Origin of the sequence: Lentzea sp. NEAU-D7 (assembly GCF_026242055.1) — a bacterium.
Classification (GTDB): domain Bacteria; phylum Actinomycetota; class Actinomycetes; order Mycobacteriales; family Pseudonocardiaceae; genus Lentzea.
This window is the reverse complement of record NZ_JAPJDL010000034.1, coordinates 55737-69135: the sequence shown is the minus strand read 5'-3', so window position 1 is coordinate 69135 and position 13399 is coordinate 55737. Positions and strand designations below refer to the sequence as shown.

The window sequence follows — 13399 nt, the reverse complement described above, 5'->3', positions numbered from 1 at the left end:
GATCGATCGGAGTGCGCCTGGGGAGGGAGCCCTGTGACAGGTGAAAGCAGCGCACAGGAAAGCACCCAGGCGTACGCCTTCGAGCGCTACTACGCGCAGTCCGGTGGCCCTTTGATGGGCCTGGCGACCGGGGGCGTCAGCACCATCTTGGCCGCGGCTCAATCGGTGGAAGCAGCCACCGAGGCGGGTGCGTTCCAGCACGACCCGGATGCCGTCGACAGTGCGATCAAGAAGCTGGACGACTTCGCGAACGTGCTGGAAAAGATAGGCCGAAATGCTGCTCACCTTGCGACCAAGACCCCGTTGGGCGGGGGCTATGCAGCTCAGATCGGCAAGCTCAACGAGGAAGTCGGAGAGGTTGCCAGGTCCGAGGTCATTCCGGACCTGATCAGGGCGATCGGTGAGCTCAAGGCCCAGCTGGACAGGAGCCGCAAATCCTACCGGAACGTGGACGAGAGCACGTCCGACACCATGAACCGACTGTGACAGGAACCCATGAAGCACGCGCGTATCGCCGTTGTCGGACTCGTTCTGCTCGCCGCTGCCTGTTCGAGCGGAAAAACGACGGGTGAAGCCAAGCCTGCTGGCACCACTGAGAGTTCGACCAGCACCTCGTCCGTTGATGCGGGCGACTCCAAGCTCACCTCTGTGAAGCCGTGCGAACTGATCAGCAGCGGCGAGGCGAGCGAGATCGGCATCAAGTCGCCGACGCCCGACCAGGCTCTTGGCGCGGAGATCTGTCAGTGGGATGGCGTGGGCAATGGTGGGCTCACGCTCGCTGTTCAAGCGAAGGAGGGAGCGGACCGCCTCAACTACGAGGGAGACGTGAAAACTCCCTCCCAATTCGGGAAGTACGACGGTTTCACGGTGGCGGGGGCGAAGAAGACCGTTTACATGTGTCACGCGGTGATCTCGATCAGCGGATCGTCACATGTGCAGATCATTGCGAGCGCCGGTGCTGCGACCACCGACACGGCCAAGGCCTGTGAGATGGCCAAGAAGTCTGCAGGCTTTGTCGCTGGCAAGTTGTCCTGAGTCAGAGCTCGAGGGGATGACCGATGGCGTACGACAGATCGCAGGTTCCGCAGCCGACCGCCAACTACCCAGGGCATAGCCACGCCGCGATGTACAAGCAGGCGATGGACGGCAACGATCCGCGTGGGGCGGGAGAGATCGCGGCCAGATGGAAGACGATCTCGAGCCATCTGGTCGACGTCGCCGTCGGGATCAACACCGTCGTGAACGGTCTGCGCGCCGGCTGGACGGGTTCTGCGGGCGCGGCGGCGTCTCAGGCGTTGACGAAGGTCGGCAACTTCACCGACCAGCTGTCCTCGTCCTTCTCGACGACGAGCGATGTGATCAACCGCCAGGTCGAGACAGCGGAATCGACGAAGAACAAGTTCCCCGAGGAAGTGCCGTTCAACCCGCAGCAGATGCTGCAGGACGCGGCGACCAGCATGAACCCGTTCAAGATGGCCGCGGCGCCGTTCGAGATGATGGCACAGCGGGAGAAGTCGCAGGCCGCCAAGCAGGAAGCTGAGCGGGTCATGCAGGAGCGGGACGACTCGCTCGCCGCAGCGGCCGCGGGGATGCCCACGTTCGAGGAAGCCCCGCGGTTGCCCAATGGCGACCAAGGCGTCACGACGACGAGCAGCACGACGTACGCGCACACCACGAACTCAGTGAATCCGCCTGCCCAGTTCGGAAACCCTGGTAACGGCAACCCGGCTGTCGGAAACCCGGCTGTCGGCACTCCGGGTACCGGTACTCCCGGCACCAGCAACCTGGGCAACCCCGGACTGAACAACGGCACCACCAACACCTCGTGGGCAGCTCCGCCGGTCACACAGCCCAAGCCGCAGGGGAACAACCAGCTTCCCAACGGCGGCAACCCGAACGACCGCAAGCCGTTCATGCCCGGTCCCGGCCCGATCCCACCCGGCCTCAGGCTGAACGACCCGCGCGCTGCCGTGCGTGGCGGAGGCGGTTCCGGCGGAGCGGGTCGTGGTGCACCAGGCGCCGGTGGCGCAGGCGGTGGTCGCGGCGCAGGCGGATTCGGTGCTGGAAGTGCTGGAGGCGTCGGTTCGGCGGCAGGGTGCGGCAGCTTCGGACCCTCGAATCCCGGTGGTGCCGCTGGAGTTGCCCACGGTTCGGAGGGGACCGCGCGTGGTGGTGGCAGTGCGGCATCCGCGGGCCGGGCCGGTGCAACGGGTCCTGTCGGCGCGGGCAGTGCGGGCGCCGGTACCGGCAACGGCGAAGAGGACAAGGAACACAAGTCGAACTACCTCGTGCCCACGGACGAGTACTTCGACGACGACCGGATGGTCGCGCCGCCGGTGATCGGCGGCTGATCGTGAAGCCGGTGGCGCAGGACTCCGCGGAATCGGCGCCGGAACGGCAAAGCCCTGGCGGTGCAGGCGGACTCCGACTCCGTCCCCCCAGACCGTCGACGAGGTGACGACGAAGCTGGGCCCGGTCGCAATCCTGGTCGACAACGCGGGTTTCGCAAGGGACATCGCGGTTCTCGGTGTCAGCGGAGGTCCTCACGGCTGATCCGTTTTCACCCGAACGAGCCCGTATCGTGGAACAACTCCAAGCCATAACTTCGGTGGATGGCCCAAAGCACCCCCTCCACCGCGTACAGCCGGGACCTAGGCGATGAGCTGCGGCGACTGCGCGAGACCTGCACCGATCTCAAGGGGCACGAGGTGGCCGCGCGCCTCGGCTGGGACCCCAGCAAGGTCTCGACCATCGAGCACGGCAAGGCGCGGCCCAGCGAGATCGACCTCGTCCAGTTCCTGACGATGTGCGGCAAGGACATCGACTTCTTCGAGGACTTCAGACGGCGCTACCGCAACGCCTTCGACGAGTACATCGTCCAGGTCCCGGACAACGTGCGCACTCTCGCGATGGCAGAGTCGACCGCCACGTCGATGTTCAACTACGACACGTTGACGGTGCCTGGCCTCGTTCAGACGGAGCGGTACGCCGACGCCCTGTACCGAGCGGCCGGTGTTGCCGTTCAGGACCGGATCCCGGCGCTCGTGCAGGCCCGGATGGACCGCCAGGCGGTCCTGAGGCGGCACGATCGACCGGATTGCCTGTTCTACATCCATGAGTTGGCGCTGCGACAGCAGGTCGGTGACGCCCAGGTCATGGAGGACCAGTACCTCCAGCTGTTGTTCAACGCACACATCATCCGAGTCGTGTCCGCCGACGTGCTCGTCAACTCGGCCGGTGTGCGGCTGTGGGAGTACGAGAAAGCAATGCCGATCGCTTACACCGAGACCGATCTGACCCAGGTGTTCGTGCAGGACCGAGGGGCCATCGCGAGGACGAGGCTGATCTTCGATCGCTTGGCCGCGGTGGCTTTGGATGAGGAACAATCGCGGAGGAAGCTGGCGGAATACGTCAGCGCACCGCGAGAGGATTTTCATGACCGAGGACCGCGTCTGGCGTAAGAGCAGTTACAGCAACGGCACGCCGGAAGGCGACTGCGTCGAGGTTTCACTCGCCCAGGACGCACGAGTTCGTGACTCGAAGAACCAGGCCGGTGAGGTGCTGACGTTCAGCACCTCCGCCTGGCGTGCGTTTCTCGACAAGGCCCTGTGAGCGAGGAAGCGCCGGCCTGGGCGTACGAGCGGGCAGAGGTGCGTCCGTCCGATCCTCGATGGGTCGTCCGCGCACAGACCGAGGCAGCCAGGCTGACCGAGTTGCTCGCCCCCTGGTTGGTCGACGGCGTCGAGCACATCGGATCGACCGCCGTCCCGGGCCTCGCGGCCAAACCGGTCGTCGACCTGATGGCCTCGATGACAGCACTCGACACCGAAGCGCCCGAACTTCTCGTCGCCCACGGCTGGGTCTACGTGCCCCCGGAACTCGACAACCGCCCCTGGCGCCGCTTCTTCGTCAAACCGGACCAGACAGGTCAACGCCGAGAAGCCCACCTGCACCTGATCCAGGCCGGCCACCCGAGATGGTCCGACCAGATCCGCTTCCGCGACGCCCTGAGAAACGACACAACCCTCGCCCAGGCCTACGAAGACCTGAAACGCCAACTATCTGCCGAAGCAGGTCACGACCGTGAGGCGTACACGACGGGCAAGGCGGCCTTCGTGGCTAAAGCCCTTCAAGGGCCTCACGCATAGGCCGCATCTTGGCGTGCGCTTCCTGCACCTCGATGTCGGGATCCGAGTCGGCCACCAGCCCGCACCCGGCGAACAACCGGGCCGTCGACCCGGAGAGCTGCGCGCACCGCAGCGCGATCCCGAGCTCACCGTCGCCGTTGCCGTCGATCCACCCGACAGGCCCGGCGTACCGCCCGCGGTCCATCCCCTCCAGCTGCGAGATCAACCACGTCGCGTCCAGGCGGGGCGTCCCGCCCACGGCGGCGGTCGGGTGCACGGCCTCGCCGAGGTGCAGCAAGGAGGTGGAGGACTCGAGAGTCCCGATCACGTCGGACGACAGGTGCGAGACGTTGGGCAGCCTCAACACCGAAGGCCCCTCGACCGACATGGTCGCGCAGAACGGCCGCAGGGTGTCCGCGAGAGAGCGCACCGCGTAGTCGTGCTCTTCGAGGTTCTTCTCGGACGACATCAGCGCCGCGGCGAGTTCCTCGTCCGAGATTCCGTCGTGCGGCCAGGTCGTGCCGGCCAGGACGCGCGAGTCCACCACCGAACCCGTCCTGCGCAGCAGCAACTCGGGCGTCGCGCCGACGAGTCCGTCCACCGCGTAGGCCCAGCACTCCGGGTAGCGGCGCGCCAGTCCCTGCAGCACGAACCGCTGGTCCAGCGGCTTGTCGGTCAGTGCCACCAGGTCGTGCGCCAGCACCACCTTGTCCAGGTCGCCCGCGCGCATTCGCACGACGGCCTCGCGCACGGCTTCGCGGTACTGCGTGACCGGCAGCTGTCCGTTCGCGTAACGCACCGAGGTCGGGCGTGAGAGAGGTTCGACGTACGGTGCCGGGTCCGAGGCGCCGATCGTGGTGACCCACTGCTCGCCGTTGCGCCGTCCGACCACGACCTCGGGCACGATCAGCACCGAGTCGCCCGGGGAGTCGGCGAAGGCCATCGAGACGAACGCCACCGGGCCGCTGCCCGGCACGCCCAGCTCGTCGTCCACGTCGAGGTGTGCGCAGAACTCCTGCCACCACTTGTCGGCCTGCGCGAACCGGTCCGGGCCGCTGACCTCCAGACGTGCTGCCTCTCCCCAGCCGACCAGGCCGGAACCATCGCGGACCCAGGCCAGGGCGTGCTCCGGGGTCGGCAGCAGTCCGAGCAGGTCACCGGCGGTGTCCCGCTTCGACCGGACGCGGATTCGCTGCCGTGCTCGCGATGTCGGTGCTGAGGTCACGCTTCGACTGTATGGACATCAACCTGAAAGCGCGGCATCCGCCCGGCTCTAGACTTCTCAGTTGTGGTGGAGGACGCAGTGACCAAGACGCCCCGCGGTGTACGCGTCCGCCGTGCGGTCTGCAAAGCATTGTTCGTCGTCGGTGGCGTGATCACGCTCGTGTGCGTGCTTCTGCCCATCGCCTGCTGGCGTGACGACGTGGCCATCGAGCGGTCGATGGGGCAGGCGGTCGCCCAGGTCGACTCCGTGTCCTTCAACCGGACCGTTGTGCGCTACGCCACACCGGACGGGCGCGTGATCATCCCGTCGCAGGGCGTGCTCTACCCGGCTGGGCTCAGCGTCGGGGACAACGTGCGGGTCGAGTACGACCAGACGAACCCCGAACTCACGCGCGTCGCCGGCCGGACGGCGGTGCTCAGCCTGCTTCCCGTCGGAACCTTCCTCCTGTCCGTCTGGATCGTCATCGCCGCCGTTGTGACAGTTCTACGCAGATTCGGCACTCGGGTGTAACATCGAGGCATGGCGGATGACCTGGAGCTGCGCTTCGAGCGCACCGTGCAGTCCGAGGCGCGCATCGAACCGCGCGACTGGATGCCCGACGGCTACCGCAAGACCCTGATCAGGCAGATCGCCCAGCACGCGCACTCCGAGATCATCGGGATGCAGCCGGAGGGCAACTGGATCAGCCGCGCGCCCTCGCTGCGGCGCAAGGCGATCCTGCTGGCCAAGGTGCAGGACGAGGCCGGGCACGGCCTGTACCTGTACTCGGCGACCGAGACGCTCGGCGCCGACCGCGAGGACCTGACGACCAAGCTCATCGAGGGCCGCCAGAAGTACTCGTCGATCTTCAACTACCCGACGCTCACGTTCGCCGACGTCGGCGTGATCGGGTGGCTGGTCGACGGCGCCGCGATCTGCAACCAGGTGCCGTTGTGCCGCACGTCCTACGGGCCGTACGCGCGCGCCATGATCCGCATCTGCAAGGAGGAGTCGTTCCACCAGCGCCAGGGCTACGAGCTCCTGATGACGATGATGCGCGGCACCCAGCAGCAGCGCGACATGGTCCAGGACTCTGTGAACCGCTGGTGGTGGCCGGCGCTGATGATGTTCGGCCCGCCGGACGCGGAGTCCACGAACACCGAGCAGTCCATGGCGTGGCGGATCAAGCGCGACACCAACGACGAGCTGCGGCAGAAGTTCGTGAACATGAGCGTGCCGCAGGCCGAGGCGCTCGGCGTGACCTTCCCGGACCCCGAGCTCAAGTGGAACGAGGAGCGCGGCGAGTACGACTTCGGTCAGCCGGACTGGGACGAGTTCTGGCAGGTCGTGAAGGGCGGTGGCGTCTGCAACGAGCAGCGCATCGCCCACCGCCGCAAGGCGCACGAGGACGGTGCGTGGGTCCGTGAAGCCGCGGCCGCGCACGCCGCCAAGCACGCACGTAAGGAAGGTGCCGCGTGAGCACGTCTTGGCCGCTGTGGGAAGTGTTCGTGCGCGGCAAGCGCGGGCTGAACCACGTGCACGTCGGTTCGCTGCACGCGCCGGACGCCGAGATGGCGCTGCGCAACGCCCGTGACGTCTACACGCGTCGCAACGAGGGCGTGTCGATCTGGGTGGTGCCCGCCACGGAGATCACCGCTTCCTCGCCGGACGAGAAGGACCCGTTCTTCGCGCCCGCGGGGGACAAGGTCTACCGGCACCCGACGTTCTACGCGATTCCCGAGGACGTGCCGCATCTATGAGCTTCGATAACGCTTACGAGTCCTTGCTGGGCGGTGAAGACGCGCATTGGGCGTTCGGAACGGGCTTCTCGGAGGCCCTCTCCGGCGTCGACCGCGAGTTCCCCGCGGGCGTCGACCGCGAAGCGCTGGCCGTGTACTGCCTGATGCTCGGCGACGACGCGTTGATCTTCTCGCAGCGGCTCTCGGAGTGGTGCTCGCGCGCTCCCGAGCTGGAAGAGGACATCGCCCTCGCCAACATCGCCCTGGACCTGCTCGGTCAGGCCCGCATGCTGCTGACGCGCGCCGGTGAGGTGCTCGGCCGCGACGAGGACGCCCTGGCGTACCTGCGCGACGAACGCGAGTTCCGCAACGTCCACCTGGCCGAGATCGACTGCGGTCCCGGCCCCGGCGGCGACTTCGCGGCGACCATCGCGCGTCTTCTGGTGTTCTCGTCGTGGCGTCTCGCGCTGTTCTCACGCTTGCGTGGCTCGGCCGACCCGGTGCTCGCCGCGATCGCCGAGAAGGGCCTCAAGGAGCTGGCCTACCACCGCGACCACGCCGCCCAGTGGACAGTTCGCCTCGGCGACGGCACCGACGAGTCGCACCGCCGCATGCAGGCCGGGCTCGAACGCGTGTGGCCGTTCGTGGACGAGCTGTTCGCGACGCACGCGGTCGAGGCGGCGCTGGCCGGTGTCGCGGTCGACCCCGCCTCGCTGCGGTCCGAAGTGGACGGAGTGCTGGAGGCGGTGCTGAGCGCCGCCGGTCTCACGCGTCCCGCCGACACCCGTGCCGCCCGCGTCGCGGGCATGGCGGGCCGCGACGGCGTGCACACCGAGGCCATGGGCTACCTGCTCGCCGAGATGCAGCACCTGCACCGCTCGTTGCCGGGAGCGGTCTGGTGACGACGGCACTGGAGGTCGCGTCGGCCGTGCGGGACCCGGAACTCCCGGTCCTCACGCTCGCCGACCTCGGCGTGCTCCGCGACGTCTCCGAGGAGGACGGGCGCGTCGTCGTCACCATCACCCCGACCTACTCCGGCTGCCCGGCGATCGACGAGATGGGCGCCGACCTGCGCCGGTCCCTGGTCGGCGCGGGGTATTCCGAGGTCGAGGTGCGCCTGTCGCTGTCCCCGGCCTGGACCACGGACTGGATCAGCGAGGAGGGCCGCTCGAAGCTGGCCGCCGCCGGTATAGCGCCGCCGTCCCGCATCGGTCCCTCGGTCGCGGGCCCGGTCCCGCTGAACCTCGTGCCGCCGTCACGCCAGGTGGCGTGCCCGCAGTGCGGCTCGCTGAACACCTCGGAGATTTCTCGGTTCGGCTCGACCGCGTGCAAGGCCCTGCGCCGCTGCCACGCCTGCGCCGAACCGTTCGAGCACGTCAAGGAGATCTGAGTTGCCGTCCACAACCGGAAAGCGAGGGGCGGCCTTCCATAAGCTCACCGTCGCCCGCGTCGACCGCCTCTGCGACGACGCCGTGGCCGTCACCTTCGACGTGCCCGCCGACCTCTCGGACGAGTTCGCCTTCGCGGCCGGCCAGTACCTGACGCTGCGCCAGGGCGACGAACGCCGTTCGTACTCGATCTGCGCGCCCGCGGGCTCCCCGCCGCGCATCGGCGTGCGCCGCGTCGACGGCGGCCAGTTCTCGACCTGGCTGGTGGACCGCGTCGTGCCCGGTGACGTGCTCGAAGTCCTGCCGCCGCTGGGCAGGTTCACCCCGTCCGGCACGGGCACGCACCACGGCCTGGTCGTCGCCGGCTCCGGCATCACCCCGGCCCTGTCGATCGCCGCCACGGTCCTGGCCACCGGCGCCCGCGTGACGCTGATGTACGGCAACCGCAGCACCAACACGGTGATGTTCGCCGACGAGCTGGCCGACCTGAAGGACCGCTACCCGGCCACGTTCCAGCTGATCCACGTCCTGTCCCGCGAACCGCGCGACGTCGAGCTGTTCACCGGCCGCCTGACCGCGGAGAAGCTGACGGCCCTGTTCGGCAGCGTCGTCCCGTTCGACGCCATCGACGAGTGGTGGCTGTGTGGCCCCTACGAGATGGTGCAGGACGCCACGGCCGTGCTGCGTGATCGCGGCGTGCCCACCGACCGCGTGCACCACGAACTCTTCTACGTCGACGAACCGCCGCCCCCTCCGCGCCGCGCGGAGGCCGTCATCGACGCCGCCGCCTCGGTCACGGTCGTGCTGGACGGCAAGTCGACCACGCTGCCGTTGCCCGCGGACGAGCCGATCCTCGACGCCGCCCAGCGGGTCCGCGCCGACCTGCCGTTCGCCTGCAAGGGCGGGGTCTGCGGCACGTGCCGGGCCCTGGTGACCGAGGGCAGCGTCGAGATGCGGCGCAACTACGCGCTCGACGCCTCCGAGGTGGCGGCCGGGTTCGTGCTGACCTGTCAGGCGCTGCCGACCAGCGAGTGCGTGACGGTCGACTTCGACGCCTGAACGGAGCAAGGGGGACTGGACCTGACAGAACAACGCCGGTCCCTCAGGAAACACCCGCAAGAACAACTTCCGCGTGGCACGATCGAGGTCATGGGGATCGTCGTCCGCTCAGCTCTCTGGGGTGCCACCATCGGCACCCTGCTGATGGGCGCCCTCGTCACGGCCATCGAGCTGGCGTCCGAGAGCGGCAAACCCTCCTCGGCGTTCATCACGTTCACCGCGATCCTCATCGTCTCCTTCATGATGGGCGCGGTTCCCGGCGCGGTCGTCGGTACCTGCGTCGGCCTCGTCCGCCGCTCCGTCCAGCGTCCGCGGCACCTGCCGGGGCAGATGCCGGGGCCGATGCACCCGCCGGTCCCGCAGCAGCCCTACGACATGTGGTCCGACCTGGTCGAACGCTGTGCCGCGTCCACGCGCAGGGTCGCGGCGGCGGTCCAGACCGTCCCGCAGTCGGCGGCCAAGGACTGGCTGCAGCGGATCAGCGAGCAGCTCTTGAAGGAGCTCGACGACGTGCGCGGCATCGCGCAGCTCGGGCGGGCGCTCGGCGCGGTCGACCAGAAGCACCCGGTCTACCAGCGGCTGCTCAAGGCCTCGCACGACTTCCACCAGTTCGAGAACGAGGTCGGGCGCGTGGCGTTGCAGATGTTCGACCACCCCGAGCTGCACGAGGCGCGCACGCACCTCGAGATGCTGGAGAAGCAGCTCCCTCAGCTGTCGCCCTGAAGCGCCGACTGCCACCAGCCCAGAACCTCGTCCGCCGCTTCCGGAGCGGCGACGAGCAGTCCGTCCACGGGTAGCTGGGCGCCCTCACCGCGCCGGTCGAGCACGACCGCACCCGACTCCACGGCCAAGGACACCGCTCCGGCGACGTCCCACTCGTGGTAGCCGTGCAGCACAGCAGCCGCGACGTGGCCCAACGCCACCTGTGCGACGGCGAGCGCTTTCGAGCCGAGAACGCGCACGCCCGTGCCCGCTATGGCTGCCTTGGAGATGAACTCGCCCATGCCCGGCCACGGGCCGGAGCGCGTCATCTCGGTGCACACGACGAGAGAGTCGCCCTGGCGTTCGGTCAGGCGGACGGGCGTGCCGTTCGCACGCATGCCACGGCCACGGGCAGCGGCGTAGATCTGCGCGCGGTACGGGTCGGCGACGACGCCGACCACGGGGCCCCAGCGGTCCACCAGGGCGAGGCTGTAGGCACACCAGGGCATGCCCGCCGTGTAGTTCGCGGTGCCGTCGACGGGATCGACGACCCACCGGAACTCCGAGTCGCCGGGAACGTCCGGGTCGGAGTTCTCGCAGAACACGGGGATCGTGGGGAACTCGGCGGTGAGCACGCGCCGGGTGTGGCGTTCCAGGGTGCGGTCGGTGTCGGTGACCCAGTCGAACGGGGACTCGCCGGAGTCGGGACGCACGCCGCGGCCGGCGGTGGCCATGATGACGTCCGAGGCGTCGTTCGCCAGGCGACCGGCCACTTCCAGCGCGATGGACACCAGGCCGGGCTCTACCGGGTGCGCGGGACGGGACGACAAGACGGTCATGCTGGCCTAGTTTCACCGCGCCGGATGTCCGGCAACCGAAGCCGAGATGACGAATCGACGATCACCTGGCCACGACGTGAGGTGTTCCGTCCACGTCAAATCTGAGGTCACGCGGACTTCATGCGGGCACCTCATGGTGTCCCTGTGCGCGTAGCGATCGTGACCGAGAGCTTCCTGCCCCAGGTGAACGGAGTCACCAACTCGGTGCTCCGGGTCCTGGAGCACCTGCGCCGCAACGGACATCAGGCGATGGTCGTTGCGCCGGGCGCGGGTGCCGACGAGCACCACGGCACGCCCGTCGTCAGAGTCTCCTCCGTCGACGTGCCCATGGTGACGAGTCTTCCCATCGGCGTGCCGAGCCCGAGAGTGCTCCACGCCCTCGCCGACTTCCAGCCCGACGTCGTGCACCTCGCGTCGCCGTTCGTGCTCGGCGCGTACGGCCTCAGAGCCGCGCGCAAGCTCGACGTGCCCACCGTCGCGGTCTACCAGACCGACGTGGCCGGTTTCGCGGGCAACTACGGTCTCGGCCTCACCAAGCGCGCCGCGTGGCGCTGGACCAGACGCCTCCACACGCTCGCCGACCGCACGCTCGCCCCGTCGAGCTCGGCGGTGGAGGCCCTGGAACAGCACGGCGTCCCGCGCGTGCACAAGTGGGGCAGGGGCGTGGACATCGACCTCTTCCACCCCCGCCCGAGGCACAACGACGAGCTGACCATCGGCTACGTCGGCCGCCTCGCGCCGGAGAAGCAGGTCGACCGGCTCAAGGAGCTGCACGACCTGCCGGGCGTGAAGCTGCGGATCGTGGGTGACGGGCCCGACCGCGAGCAGCTCGAGAAGGACATGCCGAACGCGGAGTTCCTGGGCTTCCGCACAGGGCAGGAGCTCGCGGAGGCCTACGCGTCGCTGGACGTCTTCATCCACACGGGCCCGCACGAGACGTTCTGCCAGGCCGTGCAGGAGGCGCTGGCGACCGGCCTGCCGGTGCTGGCGCCGAACGCCGGCGGCCCGCGCGACCTGGTCAGGCACGGCCGCACCGGGTACCTCTTCGAACAGGACATCGCCCAGTACGTCGACCTGCTGCGAGATCCGGTGCTGCGCAAGCGGTTCGGCCTCGCGGCCCGCAAGTCGGTGCTCACCCGCACCTGGCCCGCCATCTGCGACCAGCTGATGGGCCACTACGCGGAGGTCATCGGACTCACCCACCAGGCGGCCGCTTGAGGATCGTCCAGCTCGCCAACTTCTACGGTCCCAGGTCGGGCGGACTCCGCACGGCGCTGCACCACCTCGGCACCGGCTACGCGCAGGAGGGCCACGAGGTGGTGCTCGTCGTACCGGGCGCCCGCCACGCCGACGAGGAACTGCCGGGCGGGGTGCGCCGGATCACCCTGCCCGCGGTGAAGGTCCCGTACACCGGCGGCTACCGGGTGGTGGACCCGTGGCGGGTGAAGTCGCTGGTGGAACACCTCAGGCCCGATCGGCTGGAGGTCTCCGACCGGCTCACCCTGCGCGGCATGGGCGCGTGGGCGAGCGAACGCGGCATCCCGAACGTCGTGATCTCCCACGAACGCCTCGACCGCCTGCTCCGGTTCGTGCTGCCCGCCACCCCGGCCGAACGCGGCGCCGACTGGGCGAACCGCCGCATGGCCGCCTCCTACGACACCGTCGTCTGCACGACGGCCTTCGCCCGCGAGGAGTTCGAGCGCATCGGTGCCACGAACGTCGCCCAGGTACCGCTGGGCGTCGACCTCGCCACCTTCACCCCCACGCGCCACTCCGCCTCGTTGCGGCAGGACCTTTTGCAGGGTAAGGAGAACCTGCTCATCCACTGTGGACGCCTGTCGCCGGAGAAGCACGTCGAACGCTCCGTCGACACCCTGGCCGAACTCCACGAACAGGGCCACTCCGCACGCCTGGTGATCGCCGGGGACGGCCCGCGCCGCTCGTTCCTCGAAAAGCGCGCGGCGGGCCTGCCGGTGACGTTCCTGGGCTTCGTGAACTCACGCCTCGACGTCGCCTCCCTGCTCGCCTCGGCGGACCTGTCGCTCGCACCGGGCCCGCACGAGACGTTCGGCCTGGCCGCCCTGGAGGCCCTGGCCAGCGGCACCCCGGTCGTCGTGAGCCGGAGCAGCGCGCTGAAGGAGATCGTCCAGCCGTCCTGCGGCGCGGCCGTCTCCGACGACGCTCCCGCCTTCGCCTCGGCGGCCCGCCACCTGCTGGAATCGGGTTCCCGGGAGGCCGCGCGGGCCCGTGCCGAGGAGTACCCGTGGCACGCGGCGGTCGACGGCATGCTCACCGCCCTGAAGGTGCCCTGAACAAGATCTCAGCGACGCTGACTTAGGCT

Annotated in this window: 17 protein-coding genes; 15 read left to right on the top strand and 2 right to left on the bottom strand. The window is 68.8% G+C overall.

Annotated elements, in window-relative coordinates; translation table 11 throughout:
• The first annotated feature begins 33 nt into the window (after window positions 1-33).
• The 6 genes from ORI60_RS42145 (at window position 34) to ORI60_RS42120 (ending at window position 4148) form a co-directional block, all read left to right on the top strand.
• Window positions 34-486 carry a hypothetical protein gene (locus ORI60_RS42145; RefSeq protein ID WP_266043593.1) on the top strand — a complete coding sequence of 151 codons (453 nt, stop codon included), beginning with the start codon at window positions 34-36 and terminating at the stop codon, window positions 484-486.
• Window positions 487-495: 9 nt separating this feature from the next.
• Complete coding sequence (locus tag ORI60_RS42140) at window positions 496-1035, top strand: DUF3558 family protein (RefSeq protein WP_266043592.1); 540 nt, start codon at window positions 496-498, stop codon at window positions 1033-1035.
• 23 nt (window positions 1036-1058) lie between these two features.
• A complete protein-coding gene (locus ORI60_RS42135) occupies window positions 1059-2351 on the top strand; it encodes a hypothetical protein (RefSeq protein ID WP_266043591.1) in 1293 nt (430 codons plus the stop codon).
• A 261-nt stretch (window positions 2352-2612) separates the two neighbouring features.
• Window positions 2613-3461, top strand: coding sequence for a helix-turn-helix domain-containing protein (locus ORI60_RS42130; protein WP_266043590.1), 849 nt, complete (start codon window positions 2613-2615; stop codon window positions 3459-3461).
• Complete coding sequence (locus tag ORI60_RS42125; RefSeq protein ID WP_266043589.1) at window positions 3436-3612, top strand: DUF397 domain-containing protein; 177 nt, start codon at window positions 3436-3438, stop codon at window positions 3610-3612. Before ORI60_RS42130 ends, ORI60_RS42125 begins: the two co-directional genes overlap by 26 nt.
• Window positions 3609-4148 carry a GrpB family protein gene (locus tag ORI60_RS42120; RefSeq protein WP_266043588.1) on the top strand — a complete coding sequence of 180 codons (540 nt, stop codon included), beginning with the start codon at window positions 3609-3611 and terminating at the stop codon, window positions 4146-4148. The genes ORI60_RS42125 and ORI60_RS42120 overlap by 4 nt, the downstream gene beginning before the upstream one ends.
• Here the strand turns inward: ORI60_RS42120 and ORI60_RS42115 are convergent.
• Window positions 4120-5352 carry an isochorismate synthase gene (locus ORI60_RS42115; protein ID WP_266043587.1) on the bottom strand — a complete coding sequence of 411 codons (1233 nt, stop codon included), beginning with the start codon at window positions 5350-5352 and terminating at the stop codon, window positions 4120-4122. The two genes, ORI60_RS42120 and ORI60_RS42115, sit on opposite strands and share 29 nt — an antisense overlap.
• A 78-nt stretch (window positions 5353-5430) precedes the next feature.
• On the opposite strand from ORI60_RS42115, the gene ORI60_RS42110 reads away from it, so the two are divergent.
• The 7 genes from ORI60_RS42110 (at window position 5431) to ORI60_RS42080 (ending at window position 10240) form a co-directional block, all read left to right on the top strand.
• Window positions 5431-5862, top strand: a complete 432-nt coding sequence (locus ORI60_RS42110) for a DUF3592 domain-containing protein (protein WP_266043586.1) — start codon at window positions 5431-5433, stop codon at window positions 5860-5862.
• 9 nt (window positions 5863-5871) lie between these two features.
• Complete coding sequence (gene paaA / locus ORI60_RS42105) at window positions 5872-6810, top strand: 1,2-phenylacetyl-CoA epoxidase subunit PaaA (RefSeq protein WP_266043585.1); 939 nt, start codon at window positions 5872-5874, stop codon at window positions 6808-6810.
• Window positions 6807-7091 (top strand): 1,2-phenylacetyl-CoA epoxidase subunit PaaB, encoded by a 285-nt coding sequence (paaB, locus tag ORI60_RS42100; protein ID WP_090065945.1) that lies wholly within the window; start codon window positions 6807-6809, stop codon window positions 7089-7091. The genes paaA and paaB overlap by 4 nt, the downstream gene beginning before the upstream one ends.
• Complete coding sequence (paaC, locus tag ORI60_RS42095; RefSeq protein ID WP_266043584.1) at window positions 7088-7972, top strand: 1,2-phenylacetyl-CoA epoxidase subunit PaaC; 885 nt, start codon at window positions 7088-7090, stop codon at window positions 7970-7972. The genes paaB and paaC overlap by 4 nt, the downstream gene beginning before the upstream one ends.
• A complete protein-coding gene (gene paaD / locus ORI60_RS42090) occupies window positions 7969-8460 on the top strand; it encodes a 1,2-phenylacetyl-CoA epoxidase subunit PaaD (protein ID WP_266043583.1) in 492 nt (163 codons plus the stop codon). Before paaC ends, paaD begins: the two co-directional genes overlap by 4 nt.
• Before the next feature lies 1 nt (window position 8461).
• Window positions 8462-9517, top strand: coding sequence for a 1,2-phenylacetyl-CoA epoxidase subunit PaaE (gene paaE / locus ORI60_RS42085; protein ID WP_266043582.1), 1056 nt, complete (start codon window positions 8462-8464; stop codon window positions 9515-9517).
• A 90-nt stretch (window positions 9518-9607) separates the two neighbouring features.
• Window positions 9608-10240: a hypothetical protein gene (locus ORI60_RS42080; protein WP_266043581.1), complete on the top strand. Its 633-nt coding sequence runs from the start codon at window positions 9608-9610 to the stop codon at window positions 10238-10240.
• Here the strand turns inward: ORI60_RS42080 and ORI60_RS42075 are convergent.
• Window positions 10225-11058, bottom strand: coding sequence for an inositol monophosphatase family protein (locus ORI60_RS42075; protein ID WP_266043580.1), 834 nt, complete (start codon window positions 11056-11058; stop codon window positions 10225-10227). The two genes, ORI60_RS42080 and ORI60_RS42075, sit on opposite strands and share 16 nt — an antisense overlap.
• A 144-nt stretch (window positions 11059-11202) precedes the next feature.
• Between ORI60_RS42075 and ORI60_RS42070 the strand changes: the two genes are divergently transcribed.
• Together ORI60_RS42070 and ORI60_RS42065 are read left to right on the top strand one after the other, a co-directional pair.
• A complete protein-coding gene (locus tag ORI60_RS42070) occupies window positions 11203-12276 on the top strand; it encodes a glycosyltransferase family 4 protein (RefSeq protein WP_266043579.1) in 1074 nt (357 codons plus the stop codon).
• Window positions 12273-13370, top strand: a complete 1098-nt coding sequence (locus ORI60_RS42065; protein WP_266043578.1) for a glycosyltransferase — start codon at window positions 12273-12275, stop codon at window positions 13368-13370. Before ORI60_RS42070 ends, ORI60_RS42065 begins: the two co-directional genes overlap by 4 nt.
• Window positions 13371-13399: the final 29 nt, after the last annotated feature.

Coding starts and splice junctions, on each gene's coding strand:
- ORI60_RS42140 (WP_266043592.1), top strand. CDS start 496: ATGAAGCACGCGCGTATCGCCGTTGTCGGACTCGTTCTGCTCGCCGCT.
- ORI60_RS42135 (WP_266043591.1), top strand. CDS start 1,059: ATGGCGTACGACAGATCGCAGGTTCCGCAGCCGACCGCCAACTACCCA.
- ORI60_RS42130 (WP_266043590.1), top strand. CDS start 2,613: ATGGCCCAAAGCACCCCCTCCACCGCGTACAGCCGGGACCTAGGCGAT.
- ORI60_RS42125 (WP_266043589.1), top strand. CDS start 3,436: ATGACCGAGGACCGCGTCTGGCGTAAGAGCAGTTACAGCAACGGCACG.
- paaA (WP_266043585.1), top strand. CDS start 5,872: ATGGCGGATGACCTGGAGCTGCGCTTCGAGCGCACCGTGCAGTCCGAG.
- paaC (WP_266043584.1), top strand. CDS start 7,088: ATGAGCTTCGATAACGCTTACGAGTCCTTGCTGGGCGGTGAAGACGCG.
- ORI60_RS42080 (WP_266043581.1), top strand. CDS start 9,608: ATGGGGATCGTCGTCCGCTCAGCTCTCTGGGGTGCCACCATCGGCACC.
- ORI60_RS42075 (WP_266043580.1), bottom strand. CDS start 11,058: ATGACCGTCTTGTCGTCCCGTCCCGCGCACCCGGTAGAGCCCGGCCTG.